This window comes from Bradyrhizobium sp. AZCC 2262, assembly GCF_036924535.1.
Classification (GTDB): domain Bacteria; phylum Pseudomonadota; class Alphaproteobacteria; order Rhizobiales; family Xanthobacteraceae; genus Bradyrhizobium.
On record NZ_JAZHRT010000001.1, the window covers coordinates 7,117,630 to 7,134,847 of the forward strand.

Annotated in this window: 17 protein-coding genes; 8 read left to right on the forward strand and 9 right to left on the reverse strand. The window is 64.1% G+C overall.

The window, feature by feature from the left end; genetic code table 11:
* Positions 1-152: 152 nt before the first annotated feature.
* The 4 genes from cysD (at position 153) to V1283_RS33445 (ending at position 5,491) form a co-directional block, all read left to right on the forward strand.
* On the forward strand, positions 153-947 hold the full coding sequence (cysD, locus tag V1283_RS33430) for a sulfate adenylyltransferase subunit CysD (protein WP_442895902.1): 795 nt from the start codon (positions 153-155) through the stop codon (positions 945-947).
* Positions 948-971: 24 nt separating this feature from the next.
* Positions 972-2,909 (forward strand): adenylyl-sulfate kinase, encoded by a 1,938-nt coding sequence (cysC, locus tag V1283_RS33435; RefSeq protein WP_334390874.1) that lies wholly within the window; start codon positions 972-974, stop codon positions 2,907-2,909.
* Between the two features lie 133 nt (positions 2,910-3,042).
* On the forward strand, positions 3,043-5,205 hold the full coding sequence (locus tag V1283_RS33440) for a malate synthase G (RefSeq protein WP_334390875.1): 2,163 nt from the start codon (positions 3,043-3,045) through the stop codon (positions 5,203-5,205).
* Between the two features lie 85 nt (positions 5,206-5,290).
* Positions 5,291-5,491 carry a CsbD family protein gene (locus tag V1283_RS33445; protein WP_334390876.1) on the forward strand — a complete coding sequence of 67 codons (201 nt, stop codon included), beginning with the start codon at positions 5,291-5,293 and terminating at the stop codon, positions 5,489-5,491.
* Between the two features lie 63 nt (positions 5,492-5,554).
* Here V1283_RS33445 and V1283_RS33450 read toward each other — a convergent pair whose 3' ends face one another.
* Positions 5,555-5,707: a Thivi_2564 family membrane protein gene (locus V1283_RS33450; RefSeq protein WP_334390877.1), complete on the reverse strand. Its 153-nt coding sequence runs from the start codon at positions 5,705-5,707 to the stop codon at positions 5,555-5,557.
* A gap of 204 nt (positions 5,708-5,911) precedes the next feature.
* On the opposite strand from V1283_RS33450, the gene V1283_RS33455 reads away from it, so the two are divergent.
* Positions 5,912-8,005: a methyl-accepting chemotaxis protein gene (locus V1283_RS33455; RefSeq protein ID WP_334390878.1), complete on the forward strand. Its 2,094-nt coding sequence runs from the start codon at positions 5,912-5,914 to the stop codon at positions 8,003-8,005.
* A 165-nt stretch (positions 8,006-8,170) separates the two neighbouring features.
* Here V1283_RS33455 and V1283_RS33460 read toward each other — a convergent pair whose 3' ends face one another.
* Together V1283_RS33460 and V1283_RS33465 are read right to left on the reverse strand one after the other, a co-directional pair.
* Entirely contained in the window at positions 8,171-8,809 is a 639-nt protein-coding gene (locus V1283_RS33460) for a DUF2865 domain-containing protein (protein WP_334390879.1), read from the reverse strand.
* Positions 8,810-8,844: 35 nt separating this feature from the next.
* A complete protein-coding gene (locus V1283_RS33465; RefSeq protein ID WP_334390880.1) occupies positions 8,845-9,609 on the reverse strand; it encodes a L,D-transpeptidase in 765 nt (254 codons plus the stop codon).
* Between the two features lie 270 nt (positions 9,610-9,879).
* Between V1283_RS33465 and V1283_RS33470 the strand changes: the two genes are divergently transcribed.
* From V1283_RS33470 to V1283_RS33480, 3 genes are all read left to right on the forward strand, one after another.
* The gene (locus V1283_RS33470; RefSeq protein WP_334393269.1) at positions 9,880-11,013 is read left to right on the forward strand and encodes an AI-2E family transporter; all 1,134 of its coding nucleotides are present in this window, start codon (positions 9,880-9,882) and stop codon (positions 11,011-11,013) included.
* Between the two features lie 75 nt (positions 11,014-11,088).
* Positions 11,089-11,448, forward strand: coding sequence for a DUF883 family protein (locus V1283_RS33475; protein ID WP_334390881.1), 360 nt, complete (start codon positions 11,089-11,091; stop codon positions 11,446-11,448).
* A gap of 138 nt (positions 11,449-11,586) precedes the next feature.
* A complete protein-coding gene (locus tag V1283_RS33480) occupies positions 11,587-12,033 on the forward strand; it encodes a hypothetical protein (protein WP_334390882.1) in 447 nt (148 codons plus the stop codon).
* An 820-nt stretch (positions 12,034-12,853) separates the two neighbouring features.
* On the opposite strand, the gene V1283_RS33485 is transcribed toward V1283_RS33480, so the two are convergent.
* The 6 genes from V1283_RS33485 to V1283_RS33510 form a co-directional block, all read right to left on the reverse strand.
* On the reverse strand, positions 12,854-13,246 hold the full coding sequence (locus V1283_RS33485; protein WP_334390883.1) for a hypothetical protein: 393 nt from the start codon (positions 13,244-13,246) through the stop codon (positions 12,854-12,856).
* 251 nt (positions 13,247-13,497) lie between these two features.
* Complete coding sequence (locus V1283_RS33490) at positions 13,498-13,908, reverse strand: 2-hydroxychromene-2-carboxylate isomerase (RefSeq protein ID WP_334390884.1); 411 nt, start codon at positions 13,906-13,908, stop codon at positions 13,498-13,500.
* Positions 13,865-14,113 carry a hypothetical protein gene (locus V1283_RS33495; RefSeq protein ID WP_334390885.1) on the reverse strand — a complete coding sequence of 83 codons (249 nt, stop codon included), beginning with the start codon at positions 14,111-14,113 and terminating at the stop codon, positions 13,865-13,867. Before V1283_RS33495 ends, V1283_RS33490 begins: the two co-directional genes overlap by 44 nt.
* Positions 14,114-14,207: 94 nt before the next feature.
* Complete coding sequence (locus tag V1283_RS33500; protein ID WP_334390886.1) at positions 14,208-14,444, reverse strand: hypothetical protein; 237 nt, start codon at positions 14,442-14,444, stop codon at positions 14,208-14,210.
* Positions 14,445-14,577: 133 nt separating this feature from the next.
* A complete protein-coding gene (locus tag V1283_RS33505; RefSeq protein WP_334390887.1) occupies positions 14,578-15,852 on the reverse strand; it encodes an MFS transporter in 1,275 nt (424 codons plus the stop codon).
* A 414-nt stretch (positions 15,853-16,266) separates the two neighbouring features.
* The gene (locus tag V1283_RS33510; protein WP_334390888.1) at positions 16,267-17,073 is read right to left on the reverse strand and encodes a response regulator; all 807 of its coding nucleotides are present in this window, start codon (positions 17,071-17,073) and stop codon (positions 16,267-16,269) included.
* Between the last annotated feature and the right edge of the window lie 145 nt (positions 17,074-17,218).

Sequence of the window (17,218 nt, forward strand, 5' to 3'; positions counted from 1 at the left end):
CCCAAGTCCAAGGCCCAGAGATGCATCTTCTAGACAATGAATCCAGTGGACAGGGGTTGCGGTCCGCAACCATGCGCGAAGCATCATCCGTGCCCAAAATTTTGGCCAACGGACACAAAATTTTGGCCAACGGACAGCTGCCGCCCCCCTCGATGGACCATCTCGACGAGCTCGAGGCGCAGAGCATCTACATCCTGCGCGAGGCGTTCGCACGGCTGAAAAAGCTCGCGCTGCTGTGGTCGCTCGGCAAGGATTCCAACGTGATGATCTGGCTGGCGCGCAAGGCCTTCTTCGGCCGGGTGCCGTTTCCGGCGCTGCACGTCGACACCGGCAAGAAATTTCCCGAGATGTATGCGTTCCGCGACCGCTTCGGAAAAGAGTGGGATCTCGACCTCAAGGTCGAGCCCTGCCCGCCAATCGACGCCGTCGACCCGACCCTACCGCCCGCCGCGCGCTCCGCCGCGCGCAAGACCGAGGGTCTGAAGTGGGCGCTGACCAAATATGGTTTCGACGGCTTGATCGCAGGCATTCGCCGCGATGAGGAAGCCACGCGCGCCAAGGAGCGGGTATTCTCGCCGCGCGGACTCGAAGGCGGCTGGGATGTGCGCGATCAGCCGCCGGAGTTCTGGGACCAGTTCAACGCTTCGCCGCCGCCCGGCGCGCATCTGCGCATCCATCCGATCCTGCATTGGACCGAAGCCGACATCTGGGCCTACACCAAGCGCGAAAACATTCCGATCATCCCGCTCTATCTGTCGAAGGACGGCAAGCGCTATCGCTCGCTGGGCGACCAGGACATCACCAACCCGGTGGCTTCCACCGCCTCGAGTATCGATGAAATCCTGACCGAACTCGACGGCACCAAGGTGCCGGAGCGCGCCGGCCGCGCTCTCGATCACGAGACCGAAGACGCTTTCGAGCGGCTGCGTGTCGCTGGCTATCTCTGACGGATATTTGGTGTGAGCGTTGCTATGAACATGATCCTCCCCGCAAGCGTCTCGGCCACGCCGAACGGCACCACGTCGATGCCAAATGGCACGACGCGACCGCAGGTCCGCATCGTCATCGTCGGCCATGTCGACCACGGCAAATCCACTCTGGTCGGACGCCTGCTGCACGAGACCGGCAGCCTGCCCGAAGGCAAGCTGGAGATGCTGAAGGCGGTCAGCGCGCGGCGCGGCATGCCGTTCGAATGGTCGTTCCTGCTCGATGCGCTGCAGACCGAGCGCGACCAGGGCATCACGATCGACACCACCCAAATCCGCTTCCGCACCCGTTCGCGCGACGTCGTGCTGATTGACGCGCCCGGTCACGCCGAATTCCTGCGCAACATGATCACGGGCGCCTCGCAGGCCGACGGCGCCGTGCTGATCATCGACGCGCTCGAAGGCGTGCGCGACCAGACCCGGCGTCACGGCTATCTGCTGCATCTGTTGGGCATCAAGCAGGTCGCCATCGTCGTCAACAAGATGGACCGCGTCGATTTCAGCGCCGATCGCTTCGAGGAGATCAGCGACGAGATTTCGGCACACCTGACCGGCCTCGGCGTGACGCCGACAGCCGTTATTCCGATTTCCGCGCGCGACGGCGACGGCGTTGCCGAACACACGCCGCGGATCGGCTGGTACCGGGGACCGACTGTCGTCGAGGCGCTCGACGCGCTCGAACCGGCGCGCCCGCTGGAGCAGCTTGCGCTGCGGCTGCCAGTGCAGGCGATCTACAAATTCGACGATCGCCGCATCGTCGCGGGCCGCATCGAGTCAGGACATCTGAGCGCCGGCGACGAAATCGTCATCATGCCCGCCGGCAAGATCGCCAAGATCAAAACGGTGGAAAGCTGGCCGGTGACGCCGCTCAAGGGCAGCCACGGCGCCGGCCGCTCGGTCGGCATCACGCTCGATCGCGAATTGTTCATCGAACGCGGCGACGTCATCGCGCATGCCGGCGCGACGCCACGCGATACGCGGCGGATTCGCGCGCGAATTTTCTGGCTGCACGACAAGCCGTTGTCGAAGGGCGATCAGATCCTGATCCGCCTCGGCACGCGGGAATCGCGCGCCAGCGTGGTCGCCATCGAAAAGGCGGTCGATCCCGGCGAGCTTTCCAACGAGGAGACCAAGGCGATCGCGCGCAATCATGTTGGCGAAATCGATATTTCGCTGGCGCAGCCGATCGCGGCCGACCCCTATCAGGAAAATCCGCGCACCGGGCGGCTGGTGATCGAGGTCAACGGCCGCATCGCCGGCGGCGGTCTCGTGCTGTCGGTCGACGCCGGACAGCGCGCGGTCCCGATCGACATCGTGCCGGTCGAATCCGCGCTACGGCCGGAAGAACGCTCGGCGCGCTACCGCCATAACGGCGCGGTGATCTGGCTGACCGGCCTGCCCGGCTCCGGAAAATCGACACTGGCGCGCGCGCTGGAGCGGCGACTGTTTTCGCGCGGCGGCTCACCAATCCTGCTCGACGGCGACACCCTGCGCGCGGGCCTCAACGGCGACCTCGGTTTCTCCGCGCAGGACCGCACCGAAAACATCCGGCGGCTCGCCGAAGTCGCGACCCATCTGGCGCGCAACGGCCACATCGCCGTCGTCGCCGCAGTGTCGCCGTCAGCGGATGATCGTGCCGCCGCCCGCCGCATCGCCGACATGACATTCCGCGAGATCTATGTCGCGACACCGGCCGAGATCTGCGAGAGCCGCGATCCCAAGGGCCATTACGCCAAGGCGCGCGCCGGCAGGCTGCAGGCCTTCACCGGGATCGGCAATGATTACCAGCCGCCGGACCGGGCGGAGCTCCGCATCGACACCTCGGCCAAGACGGTTTCGGACGCGACCGACGAGATCGAGCGGATGCTGGCGGAGACCGGCATTCTGTTCGACGAACTGGTGGATCTGGCGGCGAACATCTAGGCCTTTTAGGCACTTCTCATCGACCCGGCTTTAGGGCTAAAAGGGCGGCTAACGCTGCCCTTTTTGGCGCGTTTTTTGCTGCTTTTCGTCAGAATGCAGCCTTTGAACGCCATTTCTACCGAGAAAGCCCAACATGAATCGTGTCGATGCCCACGGATTGAAGATCGCCCCTGTCCTGTTCGATTTCATCGCCAAGGAGGCGGCTCCCAAAACCGGGATTTCGCCCGACGCGTTCTGGGCCGGTGTCGCCGCCATCATCAAAAAGCTGGGGCCGAAGAATCGTGAGCTGCTCGCGTTTCGCGACGCGCTGCAGGCCAAGATCGACGGCTGGCACCGCGCCAACAAGGGCAAGCCGTTCGACATGAACGCGTATACGGCCTTCCTCAAGGAGATCGGCTATCTCCTCCCCGAGCCGGCGACGCAGAAGGTCGAGACCGCCAATGTCGACGAGGAAATCGGCAAGATCTGCGGACCGCAGCTCGTCGTCCCCCTGACCAATGCCCGCTACGCGCTGAATGCGGCTAATGCGCGCTGGGGCAGCTTATACGATGCGTTCTACGGCACCGATGCAATCCCGCATGATCCAAGCGAAAGCGGTAAGGGCTACAACAAGGCGCGCGGCGACAAGGTGATTGCCAAGGCCAAGGCGTTCCTCGACGCTGCCGTGCCGCTCGCGACCGGCAGCCACACCGATGTGACGTCGTACAGCGTGATCGCCGGCCAGCTCGCCGTGAAGCTCAAGAGCGGCAACGCCACCGCATTGAAGTCGGCTTCGCAGTTCGCAGGCTATCTGGGCGATGCCGCCGCACCGACCACAATCCTGCTGGTCAACAACGGCATGCACATCGAAGTAAAGATCGACCGCAGCCACGTGATCGGTAAGGACGATCCGGCCGGCGTCGCCGACATGATCCTGGAATCGGCGGTCTCCACCATTCTTGACATGGAAGACTCGGTCGCCGCCGTCGATGCCGAGGACAAGGTGCTGGTCTATCGCAACACACTCGGCCTGATGGACGGCACGCTCTCGGCCGATTTCGAGAAGGGCGGCAAGACGCTCAAGCGTTCGCTCAACCCCGACCGCACCTACAAGACGCCCGACGGCAAGGAGCTGACGCTGCATGGCCGCAGCCTGCTCTTGATGCGCAATGTCGGCCATCACATGTTCACTGATGCCGTGCTCGACGAGAAGGGCGAGGAAATTCCGGAAGGCCTGCTCGACGCTGCAGTGGCAGGCCTGCTCGCGATCCACGACCTCAAGGGTTCTTCGAAAACCAAAAACAGCCGCACCGGCTCGGTCTACATCGTCAAGCCGAAGATGCACGGCCCCGATGAAGTCGCGCTGACCTGCGAACTGTTTGGCGAAGTCGAGAAGCTTCTCGGCCTGCCGGAGAACACCATGAAGGTCGGCATCATGGACGAGGAGCGCCGCACCACGGTCAACCTCAAGGCCTGTATCCAGAACGCCTCGAAACGCATCTGCTTCATCAACACCGGCTTCCTCGACCGCACCGGCGACGAGATCCATACCTCGATGGAAGCGGGACCGATGATCCGCAAGAACGACATGAAGGCGCAGCCCTGGATCAAGGCCTATGAGGACTGGAACGTCGACATGGGCCTGATCGACGGCCTGCCCGGCCATGCCCAGATCGGCAAGGGTATGTGGGCGGCGCCCGACAAGATGGCCGACATGCTCACCCAGAAGCTCGGCCACCCGCAGGCTGGCGCCACCACCGCCTGGGTGCCGTCGCCGACCGCAGCCACGCTGCATGCGCTGCATTATCACCAGGTGAACGTGATCGCGCGCCAGCAGGAACTCGCCAAGGGCGGTCAGCGCGCGAAACTTTCCGACATCCTCACCATTCCGATGTCGCAGTCGAACTGGGCGCCCGACGATGTGAAGCAGGAGATCGACAACAACTGCCAGGGCATTTTGGGCTATGTCGTGCGCTGGATCGACCAGGGCGTCGGCTGTTCCAAGGTGCCGGATATTCACGACGTCGGCCTGATGGAAGACCGCGCAACTTTACGCATTTCCAGCCAGCATCTGGCAAACTGGCTGGCGCATGGCGTCGTCAGCAAGGACCAGGTGATGGAATCGCTGAAGCGGATGGCGGTCGTGGTCGACAAGCAGAACGCCGGCGACCCGCTCTACAAGCCGATGGCGCCTTCGTTCGACGGCGTGGCCTTCCAGGCCGCCTGCGACCTCGTCTTCAAGGGCCGCGAGCAGCCGAACGGCTACACCGAATACATCCTCACCGCCCGCCGCCGCGAGGCGAAGGCGGCAGGATAAATTACGTCACGATGCCGCATCGGTTGCTAGGAACGCCTGCACTCTCCGTCCGTTGTTGAACATCCCAACACGGAAGGAGACAGCGATGGATTGGAACAGGGTCGAAGGCAACTGGAAGCAGTTCAAGGGTTCCGCCAAGGAGAAGTGGGGCAAGCTCACCGATGACGATCTCAACGTCATCGAGGGCCGCCGCGAGCAGCTCGAAGGCAAGCTGCAGCAGCGCTACGGCTTTGCCAAGGACCAGATCCGCAAGGACGTGGACGACTGGTTCGGGACCTTGAAGTAAGGTCACGCTTCCCGAACATCAAATGCCCCGGCGCTGGCCGGGGCTTTTCGTTTGGGTCATCGCCTAGACCGTGATGTATCTCAACAGCGAGATCACGCCCAGCACGATCACGACGACCCGCGCGATCTGCTTGGCGCGGGCATCGAGCGGAAGCATGTTGATGAGATAGAGGACAAGTATGACCACGAGAAACGTGATGAGTATGCTGACAAGCATGAGGGCCCCCTTCGGCATTCACTGCAAATGCACGCTGTTAGTAACTTGTTAACGTGAACGGGCATCGCCGGTTCCATCCGGCGGAACATTGAATGATCGAAAAACCTGCAATCATTTCAGAAACCCTCGTAGTTCTACCAAGCCGTCCTCGTTAAGTTTTTACGGTTCTTCCTCCAAATGGCCGGAGCGTCCTGGGGGAGCATCATGTTGAATCGTCTGACCGTATCCGCGCTGCTGAAGACCGTCATCCTCGTCACCTCCTTCTGCGTGGTGGTTGGATTTTCGCTCAACGCCTGGGACTCCTGGGGCCGCCTGCAAGCGGCGAGCCGCATTGCGGTGATCGCCGACGCCTCGGCGAACATGTTCAAGGCGATGCACAATCTGCGCACCGACCGCTCCACGACCAACCGGCTGCTGAATTCTGATGCGCCGATGGAAGCCGACATCGAGAAATATCTGCGCAACATTCGCGACACCGAAATGCCGGCGATGGCCAACGCGCTCGGCCTGCTCGGCGGAATGGAATTCGCGCAGCAAGCGACGCTGGTGCCCGAGTTCGATCGTCTGTTCAAGGCGATGACCGCGATGCAGAAGGAATTCTGGGACGCGATGGGCAAGCCGAAGGCCTCGCGCCGCCCGACGCTCGCCAAGGAATACATGGACACGGCGACCGCGATGCTGGAAACGCTCGACAAGCTTGCCGCGTCGCTTGCCGGCGCCGTCAATCACCAGGACGCGACGATTGACCAGTTGCTGGCGATCAAGCAGATCGCCTGGCTGTTGCGTAGCACCGCCGGCGAGGCCTCGCTGATCGTCTCGAACGCGATCAACGCCGGCAAGGTCGCGCCGGAGACGAGGCTCGCCTATACGAAATATGCCGGCGGCATCGACGCCGCCTGGAGCGCGCTGGAGCTGACCGCGTCGGGCATGCAGTTGCCGCCGGCGATCTCGAGCGCAATGGCTGCGACCAAGACCGCCTATTTCGAACCGCAATATCTCAGCCTTCGCGACCGCCTGCTGACGCAGGTGGCGGCCGGCGAGAAGCCGGAACTGACCGCCAACCAGTGGACCCCGGTCACGGTCGGGCGTCTCTCCGCCGCCGTCACTGTTGCCGAAGCCGCACTCGATGCCGCCAAGGATCACGCCGCGTACCTGCGCTCCGCCGCCCAGCGCTCGCTGACGATGCAACTCGCATTGCTGACCGGCGCGCTGGCGCTGGCGTTCGGCGCCATGGCGATCGTCACCCGCCGCGTCATCAAGCCCCTGCACACCATGCGCGACGCCATGCTGAAGGTCGCGGCCGGCGACCTTCACGTCGATACCGGCTACGCCGCGCGCCACGACGAAATCGGCGCGCTGGCCGGCGCGCTGGAGACCTTCAAGCAGCAGGCCGCCGACAAGGTCCGGATCGAGGCGCAGGAGCGCGAACGCAACGCCGGCGCCATGGCGCGGCAGCAGGCGATCGAGAGCTATGTCGGCGAGTTCGAGAGCATGGTGCGCCAGACGCTCAGCCAGCTCGGCGACGCTTCCGGCCAGATGCGGACCACCTCGGCCGGCCTGTCGACGATTTCGCGCCAGACCAACGAGCGCGTCCAGGTCGCCGGGAAGGCTTCCGGCGAGGCCTCGATGAGCGTCGAGACGGTCGCCGCGGCTTCCGAGGAGCTCAGCGCCTCGATCAACGACATCAGCCAGCAGGCGGCGCACGCCGCCGGGATCGCCAGCCGCGCGGTCGGCCAGGCGCGTGACACCGACGGCACCGTGCAGGGGCTCGCTCAATCGGCGGGCCGGATCGGCGAAGTCGTCGGCCTGATCAACACCATCGCCGCGCAGACCAACCTGTTGGCGCTCAACGCCACCATCGAGGCCGCCCGCGCCGGCGAGGCTGGCCGCGGTTTTGCGGTGGTCGCCTCCGAAGTCAAGTCGCTGGCGAGCCAGACGGCGAAGGCGACCGAGGAAATCTCCGAGCAGATCGCCGATATTCAGAAGGTCGCCGGCGAAGCCATCGACGCCATCAAGAACATCGGCGGCATCATCGGCGAGGTCAACGAGGTCGCCACCGCGATTGCCGCCGCCGTGCAGCAGCAAGGCGCCGCCACCCAGGAGATCACGCGCTCGACGCAGTTTGCCGCGCAGGGCACCAAGAACGTGTCCGACAACATCACCGGCGTGAAGGCCGATGCGGACGCCGCAGCCGCCGCCGCCGAGGATGTGAAGCAGGCTTCCCAGACACTGGAGACGCAGAGCCAGCAGCTGGGCAATCAGGTTACGCAATTCCTCGGCAAGATCCGCGCGGCTTAGCAATATAACCAGAGCGACCTCCTCACCGCTGATCCGTCATCCTGAGGAGGCCGCTACGCGGCCGTCTCGAAGGATGGACGGCCACGGACCGGGCCGTCCATCCTTCGAGGCTCGCTCCGCTCGCACCTCAGGATGACGGATCGGCTATCACTCCCTCGTCAGCTATCACTCCCTCGCCACCACCGGTACGCGGCCATACTTGGCGCGGACCTTTTCGGAGGCGGGTGAGAAATTCAGTTCGGCGCCGCGCCTGTCGGCGCTGCGGCCTGCGACCAGGAGGCCGTTTTCGCCGGCGACGATGTCGCCCTTGCGCAGCGTCGGATCGGCCTCGATCTTGACCGGGGCCAAGCCGACTTGATCCTTGCCGTTGCAGGTGCAGCCGCTGACGAGTTCATTGCGATAACGGAACGCGTTCGGCAAGTCCGAATAGGACTTGCCGTTTTCAGTGGTCGCGTTGTCGATACTGCTGCCGGAGAACACCTTCGTTTCGCTCGCCGGGCAGAGATTGTTGCAGTTGGCCGCGCGGCTTGCATTGTCGGATGCGGTGACGGGGAAATAGCGTCCATCGCAGGTCCGCACGCAAAACGCCTGGCCACCGCCGCCGCCATAGCGGACGCGCCCCTCGCCACGCGGCGCGTAGACCTCGCCGCCGTCATCGCTGAACGGCATCTGGATATAGGGCTGCTGGCGCGGGCGGGCGAAGCCGCCGAACAGTTGCGAGAAAAAATCCTGGGCCTGCGCGGCTGGCGCCAGCGCCGAAGCGCATACCAATGCGGCTGCCCCCCATGCTGCCAATTTTTGCATCGACCTTCTCCTCACATCCAACACAACGCGTCCGTTCAGTTAAGCCGCGGCGCCGTCAGGTTCATCGCCTGGCGGCCCGAAGGCGCGGCCGCGGCCGGGCGCGGATACGTGGCAACCGGACGAGCCGTGATGCCGGTCCTGCCGTCGCCGCCTCGCGCCATGACCGGGGCGTGCTTCGGCAGCACCACGACTTTCGTTCCGACATCGACGCGGCTGAAGAGATCGGTGATGTCCTCATTGGTCAGGCGGATGCAGCCCGACGAGACGAATTTTCCGATCGTCGAGGCATCGTTGGTGCCGTGAATGCGGTACTGGCTGGTGCCGAGATACATCGCCCGCGCGCCGAGCGGATTGCCGGGACCGCCGGCCATGAAGCGCGGCAGATAGGGCTGGCGCGCGATCATTTCTGCAGGCGGATGCCAGTCCGGCCATTCCGCCTTGCGGCTGATGGTCTGCACCCCGGACCAGGTAAAGCCGTCCCGGCCGACGCCGACGCCGTAGCGGACGGCGCGGCCCTGGCCCAGCACGTAGTAGAGCGTGGTGTTGCCGGTATCAATGATGATGGTGCCGGGCGCCTCCGTCGTACCGAAGGCGACGACGGCACGGCGCAGCCGCTCGGGCGTCGCGCCCTCGTCGGAGGCAATCACCTCGTCGGTGGGGTATGCACTCGGCTGGCTGGCCGCGTATCCAAAGGTCTGCGCGTTCGCAGCGCTGGACAATAAGGGCGCTAGCAGGACGGCGCTGAGAACGAGTGCGCCCGTTACGCGCGACGAAGGCCGGCGATCAAAGGACTGTGTCATGGGACTGCCCCGTTGGATATGCATCATTGGATGCTCTGCACCAACAAACGCGCCCGGGGGTCGGCAGTTCCGTTCGGCCGCGGCGCAACCTTGTCCATCGACGAGGGTCACACCTCGGGGATTGGAACCCGCGTGTTTGCGCCACGTTGTGATGCCAGTCCGGATCGCGAGGTCGCGTCTGCCTATGATCGCCGCTTCGGGCGAGGGAAAACCATTGTGAGCGTCACTCCCACCAAGCCTTCGTCCGGTAAGCCTTCGTCCGCCAAGCCCTTGGCTTCCAAATCTCCGCCCGCAAAGCCTTCGCCTGGCGACCGCCCGCTTCCCAACGGCCACGAAGGCACGCCCGTCCCCGACGCGAAGACCGAATTGCCGCCGGTCATCCGGCGCACCGAACTGGTGGCCTTCGCGCTCATCAGCATCCTGATCATCTGCGTCATCACCGGGCTCTATCTCGCAAAGGCATTCTTCCTGCCGATCACGATGGCATTCATCGTCGGCACCATGCTGTCGCCGGCCGCCAGCTTCCTCGAGCGCTATCGTGTCCCGCGCGCGGTCGCTGCCGTCCTGATCGTCACCGCAGCCGCCGCAGGCGCCGCCTTCATGGTCGGCCTGCTCGCCTCGCCCGTCATGGAATGGAGCAATAAACTGCCGGAGCTGGGGGTGCTCCTGAAGGAGAAGCTGCACGTTTTCGACCGGCCGCTCGCGCGCTGGCAGGAGTTGCAGAGCATGATCGGCGGTCCCGATACGCTGTCGGCGTTCCATCTGCCGAAGGTCGACTGGGTACAGCCGACGCTGGAATTCCTGTCGCCGACCTTCACCGAACTCCTGCTGTTCATCGCAACACTGATCCTGTTCATCGCAAGCTGGCGGGAGTTGCGCCGGGCCCTGATCATGAACTTCGGCGACCGAACGGCACGGCTGCGAACGCTGCGGATGATCAACGAGATCGAGGAGCACCTCGGCAGCTATTTGCTTGTTGTTACGATGATCAATATCGGCATCGGTATCGTGACCGGCCTGATCTGCGCGGTGACGGGCATGCCGAACCCCGCCGGCCTCGGCGCGCTGGCGGCGATCCTGAACTTCATTCCGATCATCGGACCGGTGGCGATGTTCGCCGTCCTGGTCGTGGTCGGTATCGTTGCGCTCCCGACCTTCAGCACCGGGTTGCTCGCGCCAGCCCTGTTTGCGGTGATGACTTTCATGGAAGGCCATTTCCTGACGCCGACCATCGTTGGCCGAAGGCTGGCCTTGAATGCGCTTGCCGTGTTCGTGATGCTTGCGTTCTGGACCTGGCTGTGGGGCCCGATGGGCGCGTTCCTGTCGTCTCCCTTGCTGATCGTGGGGCTGATCGTGAAGGAGCATTTGATGCCATCCGATCAGCCGCAGCTGCCGGAAGACTAAAGCGGTTTCGCAACAGGAACTTCCCATTCGACGGGGCGTTTGTTCAGCAAATGAATTCAGTACCGGGAGCTTTCGATGTCTGACGCCGCAACGAGCAATCTGACGGATAAAGCCACCTATGACCGCCTGGCAAAGGATGTAACCGCCGTGAAAAACGATATCGCAGCCCTCACCGACCAGATCACCGACGCCCTCAACAGCTTTGCCGGCACCGCCAGCAAGCAGGCCCGCCGCGGATATAAGCAGGCGCGCGCCAATGCGGAGCAGGCGGTCGACGATATGTCGGAGCGCGGCGGCGCGATGATGGATGCGGCCCAGGACGCCGCGTCCTCGATCGGGGAGACGCTGGAAGACGCTATTACGGAGCGGCCTCTGGCAACCGTCGGCGTCGCGCTCGGCATCGGCTTCCTGATCGGCTTGACGTGGCGCAGGTAGTTCTGGCGCAGGTAGTTTTGGCGCGGCTGATTGCGGCGCCGATAGTTTTCGATGGTGCGCGCCGGCTGGCCAGACGCCGCGGCGGCGTGGCGCCTTGTGGTTTGTTTCGTTGACACTGTTTCCAGATCGAGGCGCGCCATGTTTCAGCGACTGATCGATGATTTCAAGGACTCGACCGGCACCGCGCTGCGGCTGACCTCGCTGGCGGCGGCGGCGGCGATGGCGCTGCTGGTCACGACGGCGTTTCTGTGCGCGGCGGCTTTTGTGTTCGTGCTGGAGAAATACGGCCCCGTGCAGGCCTGCCTCACTGGCGCTGCCATCTTCTTCGTCGTCACCTTGATTGCGGCCGGCTGCTACATGGTGCGCAAGCGGCAAATCGAGGCACGCGCCGAGCAGGCAGCGAAGATGGCAAAATCCACCGCGCAGACCGTGCTGTCCGATCCGATGCTGGTCGCCGCCGGCATCCAGGTGATCCGCGCCATCGGCGTCAAGAGGCTGATCCCGATCCTCGCGGTCGGCGGGCTGGCGTTGGGATTCCTCGCAAGCCGCGCCAACAGCGGCGAGAGCGAGGCGCCGGCGGAGTAGCAAGGGTGGCGTCACCTGGGAGTTGCGGGATATCCCGCACGCTGCGACCCATCCACGTCGTTGCGAGCGCAGCGAAGCAATCCATTCTTTCTGCCGCCACGATGGATTGCTTCGCTGCTGCGCTCGCAATGACGGTGGATGCAGTTTTGCATTCTCGCGGCGCATTTCGCCCGAGGTTTGCTTGGTAACTTCCCGCCCTCTTGTTCGGAGGGCGCAGGGAAGACCGGGTGCTTGCTGCACCCGCGGTCTCGCGTGCGATTTGCGCAAACAAAAGTGCACACGAGCATACAGGGCAGCGGGAGCATTCCGGCCTTCCCTGCGCAATGGCTTTACGGCTTACTTCGTGCTCTTCCCGGAGAACGGCTCTTTTGCCTCCGTCGCCAGCGAGACAGATCCCGCCAACTTAACGCCAGCACCGCGGCGCCCGAACCACACGACTTCGCCGTACGCTTCCGGCGCGTACGTCTATCGCGCCATTCGCGTCCATCGCATCTCACCGCGCGTTCGTGACGATGGCCAACGCCCCTCATCCGCCGTGAGACAGGCGGAGTTATGCGGCTGATTTGGCCCTCGCGTTAAGCGAAATATTTCTGATTCTTGGGCTTGACACGATTTCTGAAAATCAGAAGTGATTTGCCCGTCGTGTTGATTTGCCGCAGCAATGCACCGAGATTGCGCTTGTGCGGGAAGCAAATCAGTTCGCAGAACTGTAGGGTGGGCAAAGCGAAAGCGTGCCCACCATCTATCCGAGAGATCATCCTTGAATGGTGGGCACGCTGCGCTTTGCCCACCCTACGGATCCACGGATCTGACTTCGCGATCAGGTCACGCAGCGGCCGGGCTGAAGCAGTTTCGCAACCTCGGTCAGCACGCTGACCGGCGGTTCGCAGGCCACGGTCATCTTCTTCGCCGGACCGGGCTTGGCGGCCGGCGGTGCCGGGCGGTTCCGTACCACCTCCTGGGCGACGGGAACACGCACAACAACGGACGTGTCCTCGAGGCCGACGCTGCGGATCGTGATCGTCTCGGTCTGGCCTGTCGCGGCCTTCTGCGTCGCGCGGTCGGCCTTGGCGATGCGGTTGATGTCCGCCGCAGGCTCGACCGCGGCGAGTTGCCGGCGGCCAATGAGGTCATGGCCTGACGCGAGCTGGACGGCGCCGAACGTCGCCGAGACGGCGAGAGCGGCTAAAACTGCTTTGAATATCTGTGACATGGCGGTGTGTCCCTCGCCCCATGGCGATCACAAACACAACCCGAGCCGAGCCAAAGGGGGTCCGGCGCTACCCGATCACTTAACCGTGTTCGAAAAATATTTGAAAATATTTGCGGGCCGCGGGAACGACTCCGGGGGGTTCGGAGTCATCCCGGCAGCCGGTTATTCCCCCTGCCCCATTGACCGGCGACGTAGGGTGCGACCGTGGTGATGCCGGTCGCACCCTGCTTTTTTGGGGGCGAGTCAGCTTCTCAAGACACCAGCTTTTTCAAAGCGCGTTCCAGCAGGTCCAGCCGGTCCTGGCCCCAGAAGATCTCGCCCGAAGGCAGCACGTAGCTCGGCGCACCAAAGACGCCCGCTGACAACGCTTCCTGCGTGAACTTCTCATGCAGCCCATCCAGCTCGGCATCCGAAGGAGCGCCCGCGCGCAGCTCCGCGGCATCAAGGCCGGCGCGCTGGGCAGCCAATGAAATCGTGGTGGGATCGGCGAGCGTTTCCTCGCGTTCCCATACCGCGCGCCCCAGCTCCAGCGACAGCCTGTGGGCATTCTTGCCTTGCAGCTTGGCCGCGATTACCAGCCGGCTCGCCGCGGCGTCGTCGCAGGGAAAATGCTTCGGCTCAAGATTGATCGGAATGCCCAGCACCTCGCGCCAGCGCTTCAACTCCATCATCCGATAGGCCCGTCGCTGCGGCGGGCGAACGCTTCGGCAGCGGCAGCCCGCCGGTCTGCTCGAAGATCGGACCGAACTTGCAGGGCTTGATGTTGACGATCGCGCCATTGCGCCCGGCGATCTCGGCGAACGCCGCGCTGCCGAGATACGTCCACGGCGAGGTGAGCGACATGTAGTAGTCGATGGTGACGGGCATGATCCCAGGATTCCCCCAAGCAGGCTGACATCAATCAAGCTAGCCTTGCGCGGGTATGCCAGCCACCTCATTCAGCCCGGCGAACGGATTGCTCTCAGTGCAAGGCGTTCGTGATCTTGTGGTCGAGATGACCGGTCTTGTAGTCGCGGCGAAGCTGGTTCAGCGACGTCTCGTTCAGATAAGGCAAAGCCTCGCTCAGCTTGTCGGTCGGGGGATAACCGGCGGCAAAACCCTGCCCGTAAATCTTGCGCAACGTGCCGATCGGGGTGGCGCCGTGCTTGTGGCCGATTTCACCATCCTGCTTGCGGTTGTCAGGACCTGCCTTGCTCATGCCGATCTCCCTTGTGCCGACGCCGAAGCATCCTCCCACTGGAGCGGAATGGCAATCGTGCACTGCAACCGGGAATTAAAGCGGTTTGGCGCTCGGGCCGAGCCGTGCGGCGGGCAACGTAACCGATGATTGACTACTGCTTTGCCGCCCGCATCTCATCGCTCGGCTTCACATCCTGCGACTGGCTGTAGATCGCGACCGCAACGATCAGCACCAGCGTCAGCGTGCCGAACAGCGCGCGATAGGCGTCCTCCGTCCGCGCGCCGCTCGCCAGCGGCTCGAACGCGCCGATAATGATGCCTGACAGCGTCTGCATGCAGGCGACGCCTAGCATAACCGCAGTGTTCATGGTCGAGATGCCGCGCCCGATCAGGCGGTCGGGGAAGATGCCGCGGCCGTGCGTCATCACCATGGTGCTGGAGGCTGAGAAGAAGCCCATGACGATGATGGCGCCGACCGGCAGCCAGACCGGCGGGTGGGACAACAGCGCGAGCATCGCGAGGAGACAAATGATCACCAGCGTGCCGCCGATCGCGATCCCCTTGCGGGTGTCGAGCCGGCGGTCGAGCGGGCCGAAGGCGAGCATGCCGGCCTGATAGGCGATCACGGCGCTGAGCAGGACGTTGCCGGCGGCGATCGGGCTTAAGCCGTGCACCTCGCGCAGGAACGCGCCGCCCCACAGGCCCTGCACGGTGAAGGTGCAGGCATAGTTGCAGAAATTCAGCGCCAGGATCGGCTTCAGGCGCGGGTTGCGCAGCACCTCGATCAGGCCGTTGAGCATCTCGCCTGATGGTTCCGCCTTGCGGCTCAGGAAGGGATGACCGGGCGGGGCGTCGCGCACCACCAGCCAGATCGCGATCGTGGCGAGCGCCGTGAAGATGACGACGGCGCCGAACACCGGGCGCCAGCCAACCATCTCCGAGGCCCAGGCGAGCGGCGTGGTGGCGGCGAGGTTGCCGAGCAGGCCGATCGACAACACGATGGCTGTCAGCGTCGAGAAGCGGTCCGCCGGAAACCAGCGCGAGATCACCACCATGCTGCCGATCAGCATCACGCCGCAGCCGGCGCCCATCAGCGCACGGCCGCTCAACAGCACCGGCCAGCTCGGCGCCAGCGTGAACAGGGCGCCGCCGAGACTGGCGACAATGAGCATGCCGACCACGGTATGGCGCGGCCCGAAACGATCGAAGAAGAAGCCGCAGGGAATCTGCATCGCGGCGAAACCGAAGAAGAACGCGCCGGTCAGCGCGCCCAGCGCCTCCGGCCCGATGGCCAGATCGCGCATCAGGTCGAGACCGATGGTGACGTTGGAAGCGCGGAAAAAATGACTGGCGACATAGGCGGTAGCCATTGTCGCGACGATGATGAGGCCCCGGCGGTAGGGGAAAGGCCGCTCGGCGGACTGCATCGGTAAAGGGACGTTCCCGTTTGTTTTTTCTTGTGGTTCAGCTTGCAGCGAGCCTATGCGGGCCGGGAACGCAGTTCAACAAGCATTCCTGCCTCACACCTTCTGCAGTATCAGTGTCACGCCGCGCCTTGCGCGCAAAAAATCCGGCGCGCAGGTGGGCGCGCCGGATAAGTCCAACCAGCTTTCAGAGGCTGGTGGCCCGAGCCAGGGGGAGTGCCTGGCCGCGAACTCGGGTAACACCGGCCATCGCAGCCCGGAGATATCAAATCCCCGGGGGCGGCGGTGAATCAGGTGAGATGATGATACCGCTAACCGGGCTTGGCGAAGGTGAACTGGTTCACATGACGTGCGCTCAAAAAAAATCCGGCGCGCAGTGGGGCGCGCCGGATCATTCCTGCTCTACGAATATGGGCCCTAGCCCGTGGCCGCCCGCGGCGCGCGGTTGCGCGAGTTGCGCTGGAAGAACAGCGCCTGGCTCGCGACCGCGGAGACCATCGCGGGCTGGAACGGTTTTGAGATCAGGAACGCGGGCTCGGGGCGTTCGCCGGTCAGGAAGCGTTCCGGGTAGGCGGTGATGAACACCACCGGCACCTCGAACACGCGCAGCAATTCGTTGACCGCATCCAGGCCCGACGAGCCGTCGGCGAGCTGGATGTCGGCGAGGATCAGGCCGGGCTTCTTGTTCTTGGCAAGCGCCACCGCATCGGCATGGGTGCGGGCGACGCCGATCACGTTGTGACCGAGGTTCTTCACCAGGCTTTCGAGGTCCATCGCGATGAAGGTCTCGTCCTCGATGATCAGGACGTCGGTGGCGATTTCAGCCGCCATCTCGCGGCCGGCCGTGTCCGTGAGCTGGCGAGTCTCGGCGATGTCGGTGTTGAGAATGAACGACACCTCCTCCTCGGAGAAGCCTTCGAGCGACAGCAGCAGGAACGCCTGCCGCGGCAGCGGCGTGATGTTCGACAGCCTGCGCTCCGGCGGCAGCGCCAGCGTCGCGACGTCGGGGTTGTCGTTGAGCGAGACCGAATTCCAGATCTGGGTGAAAAGCTTGAACAGCCCGGCGCGCGGGCCATGCCGTTCGTCCAGCAGCGCGCCGTCCTGCAACAGGGCCTCCAGCATGGCGGCCACATAAGCATCGCCCGAGGCCTGGTTTCCGGTCAGCGCACGGGCATAGCGCCGCAACAGCGGCAGATGTTCAGCAACAAGCTGTGATCGCGACATCCCCATTCCATCCTTATCTTTGGCCGTATCCTTGGCCGTATTACTTAGGGTCTCAGCCGGGCGGACGTAACCGTAAAGCGCCGCGTCGGGCGTCAATTTTAGTTTCGGCGGGGGGACCCCGGTTCCCCTGTCACCCCGACTACTC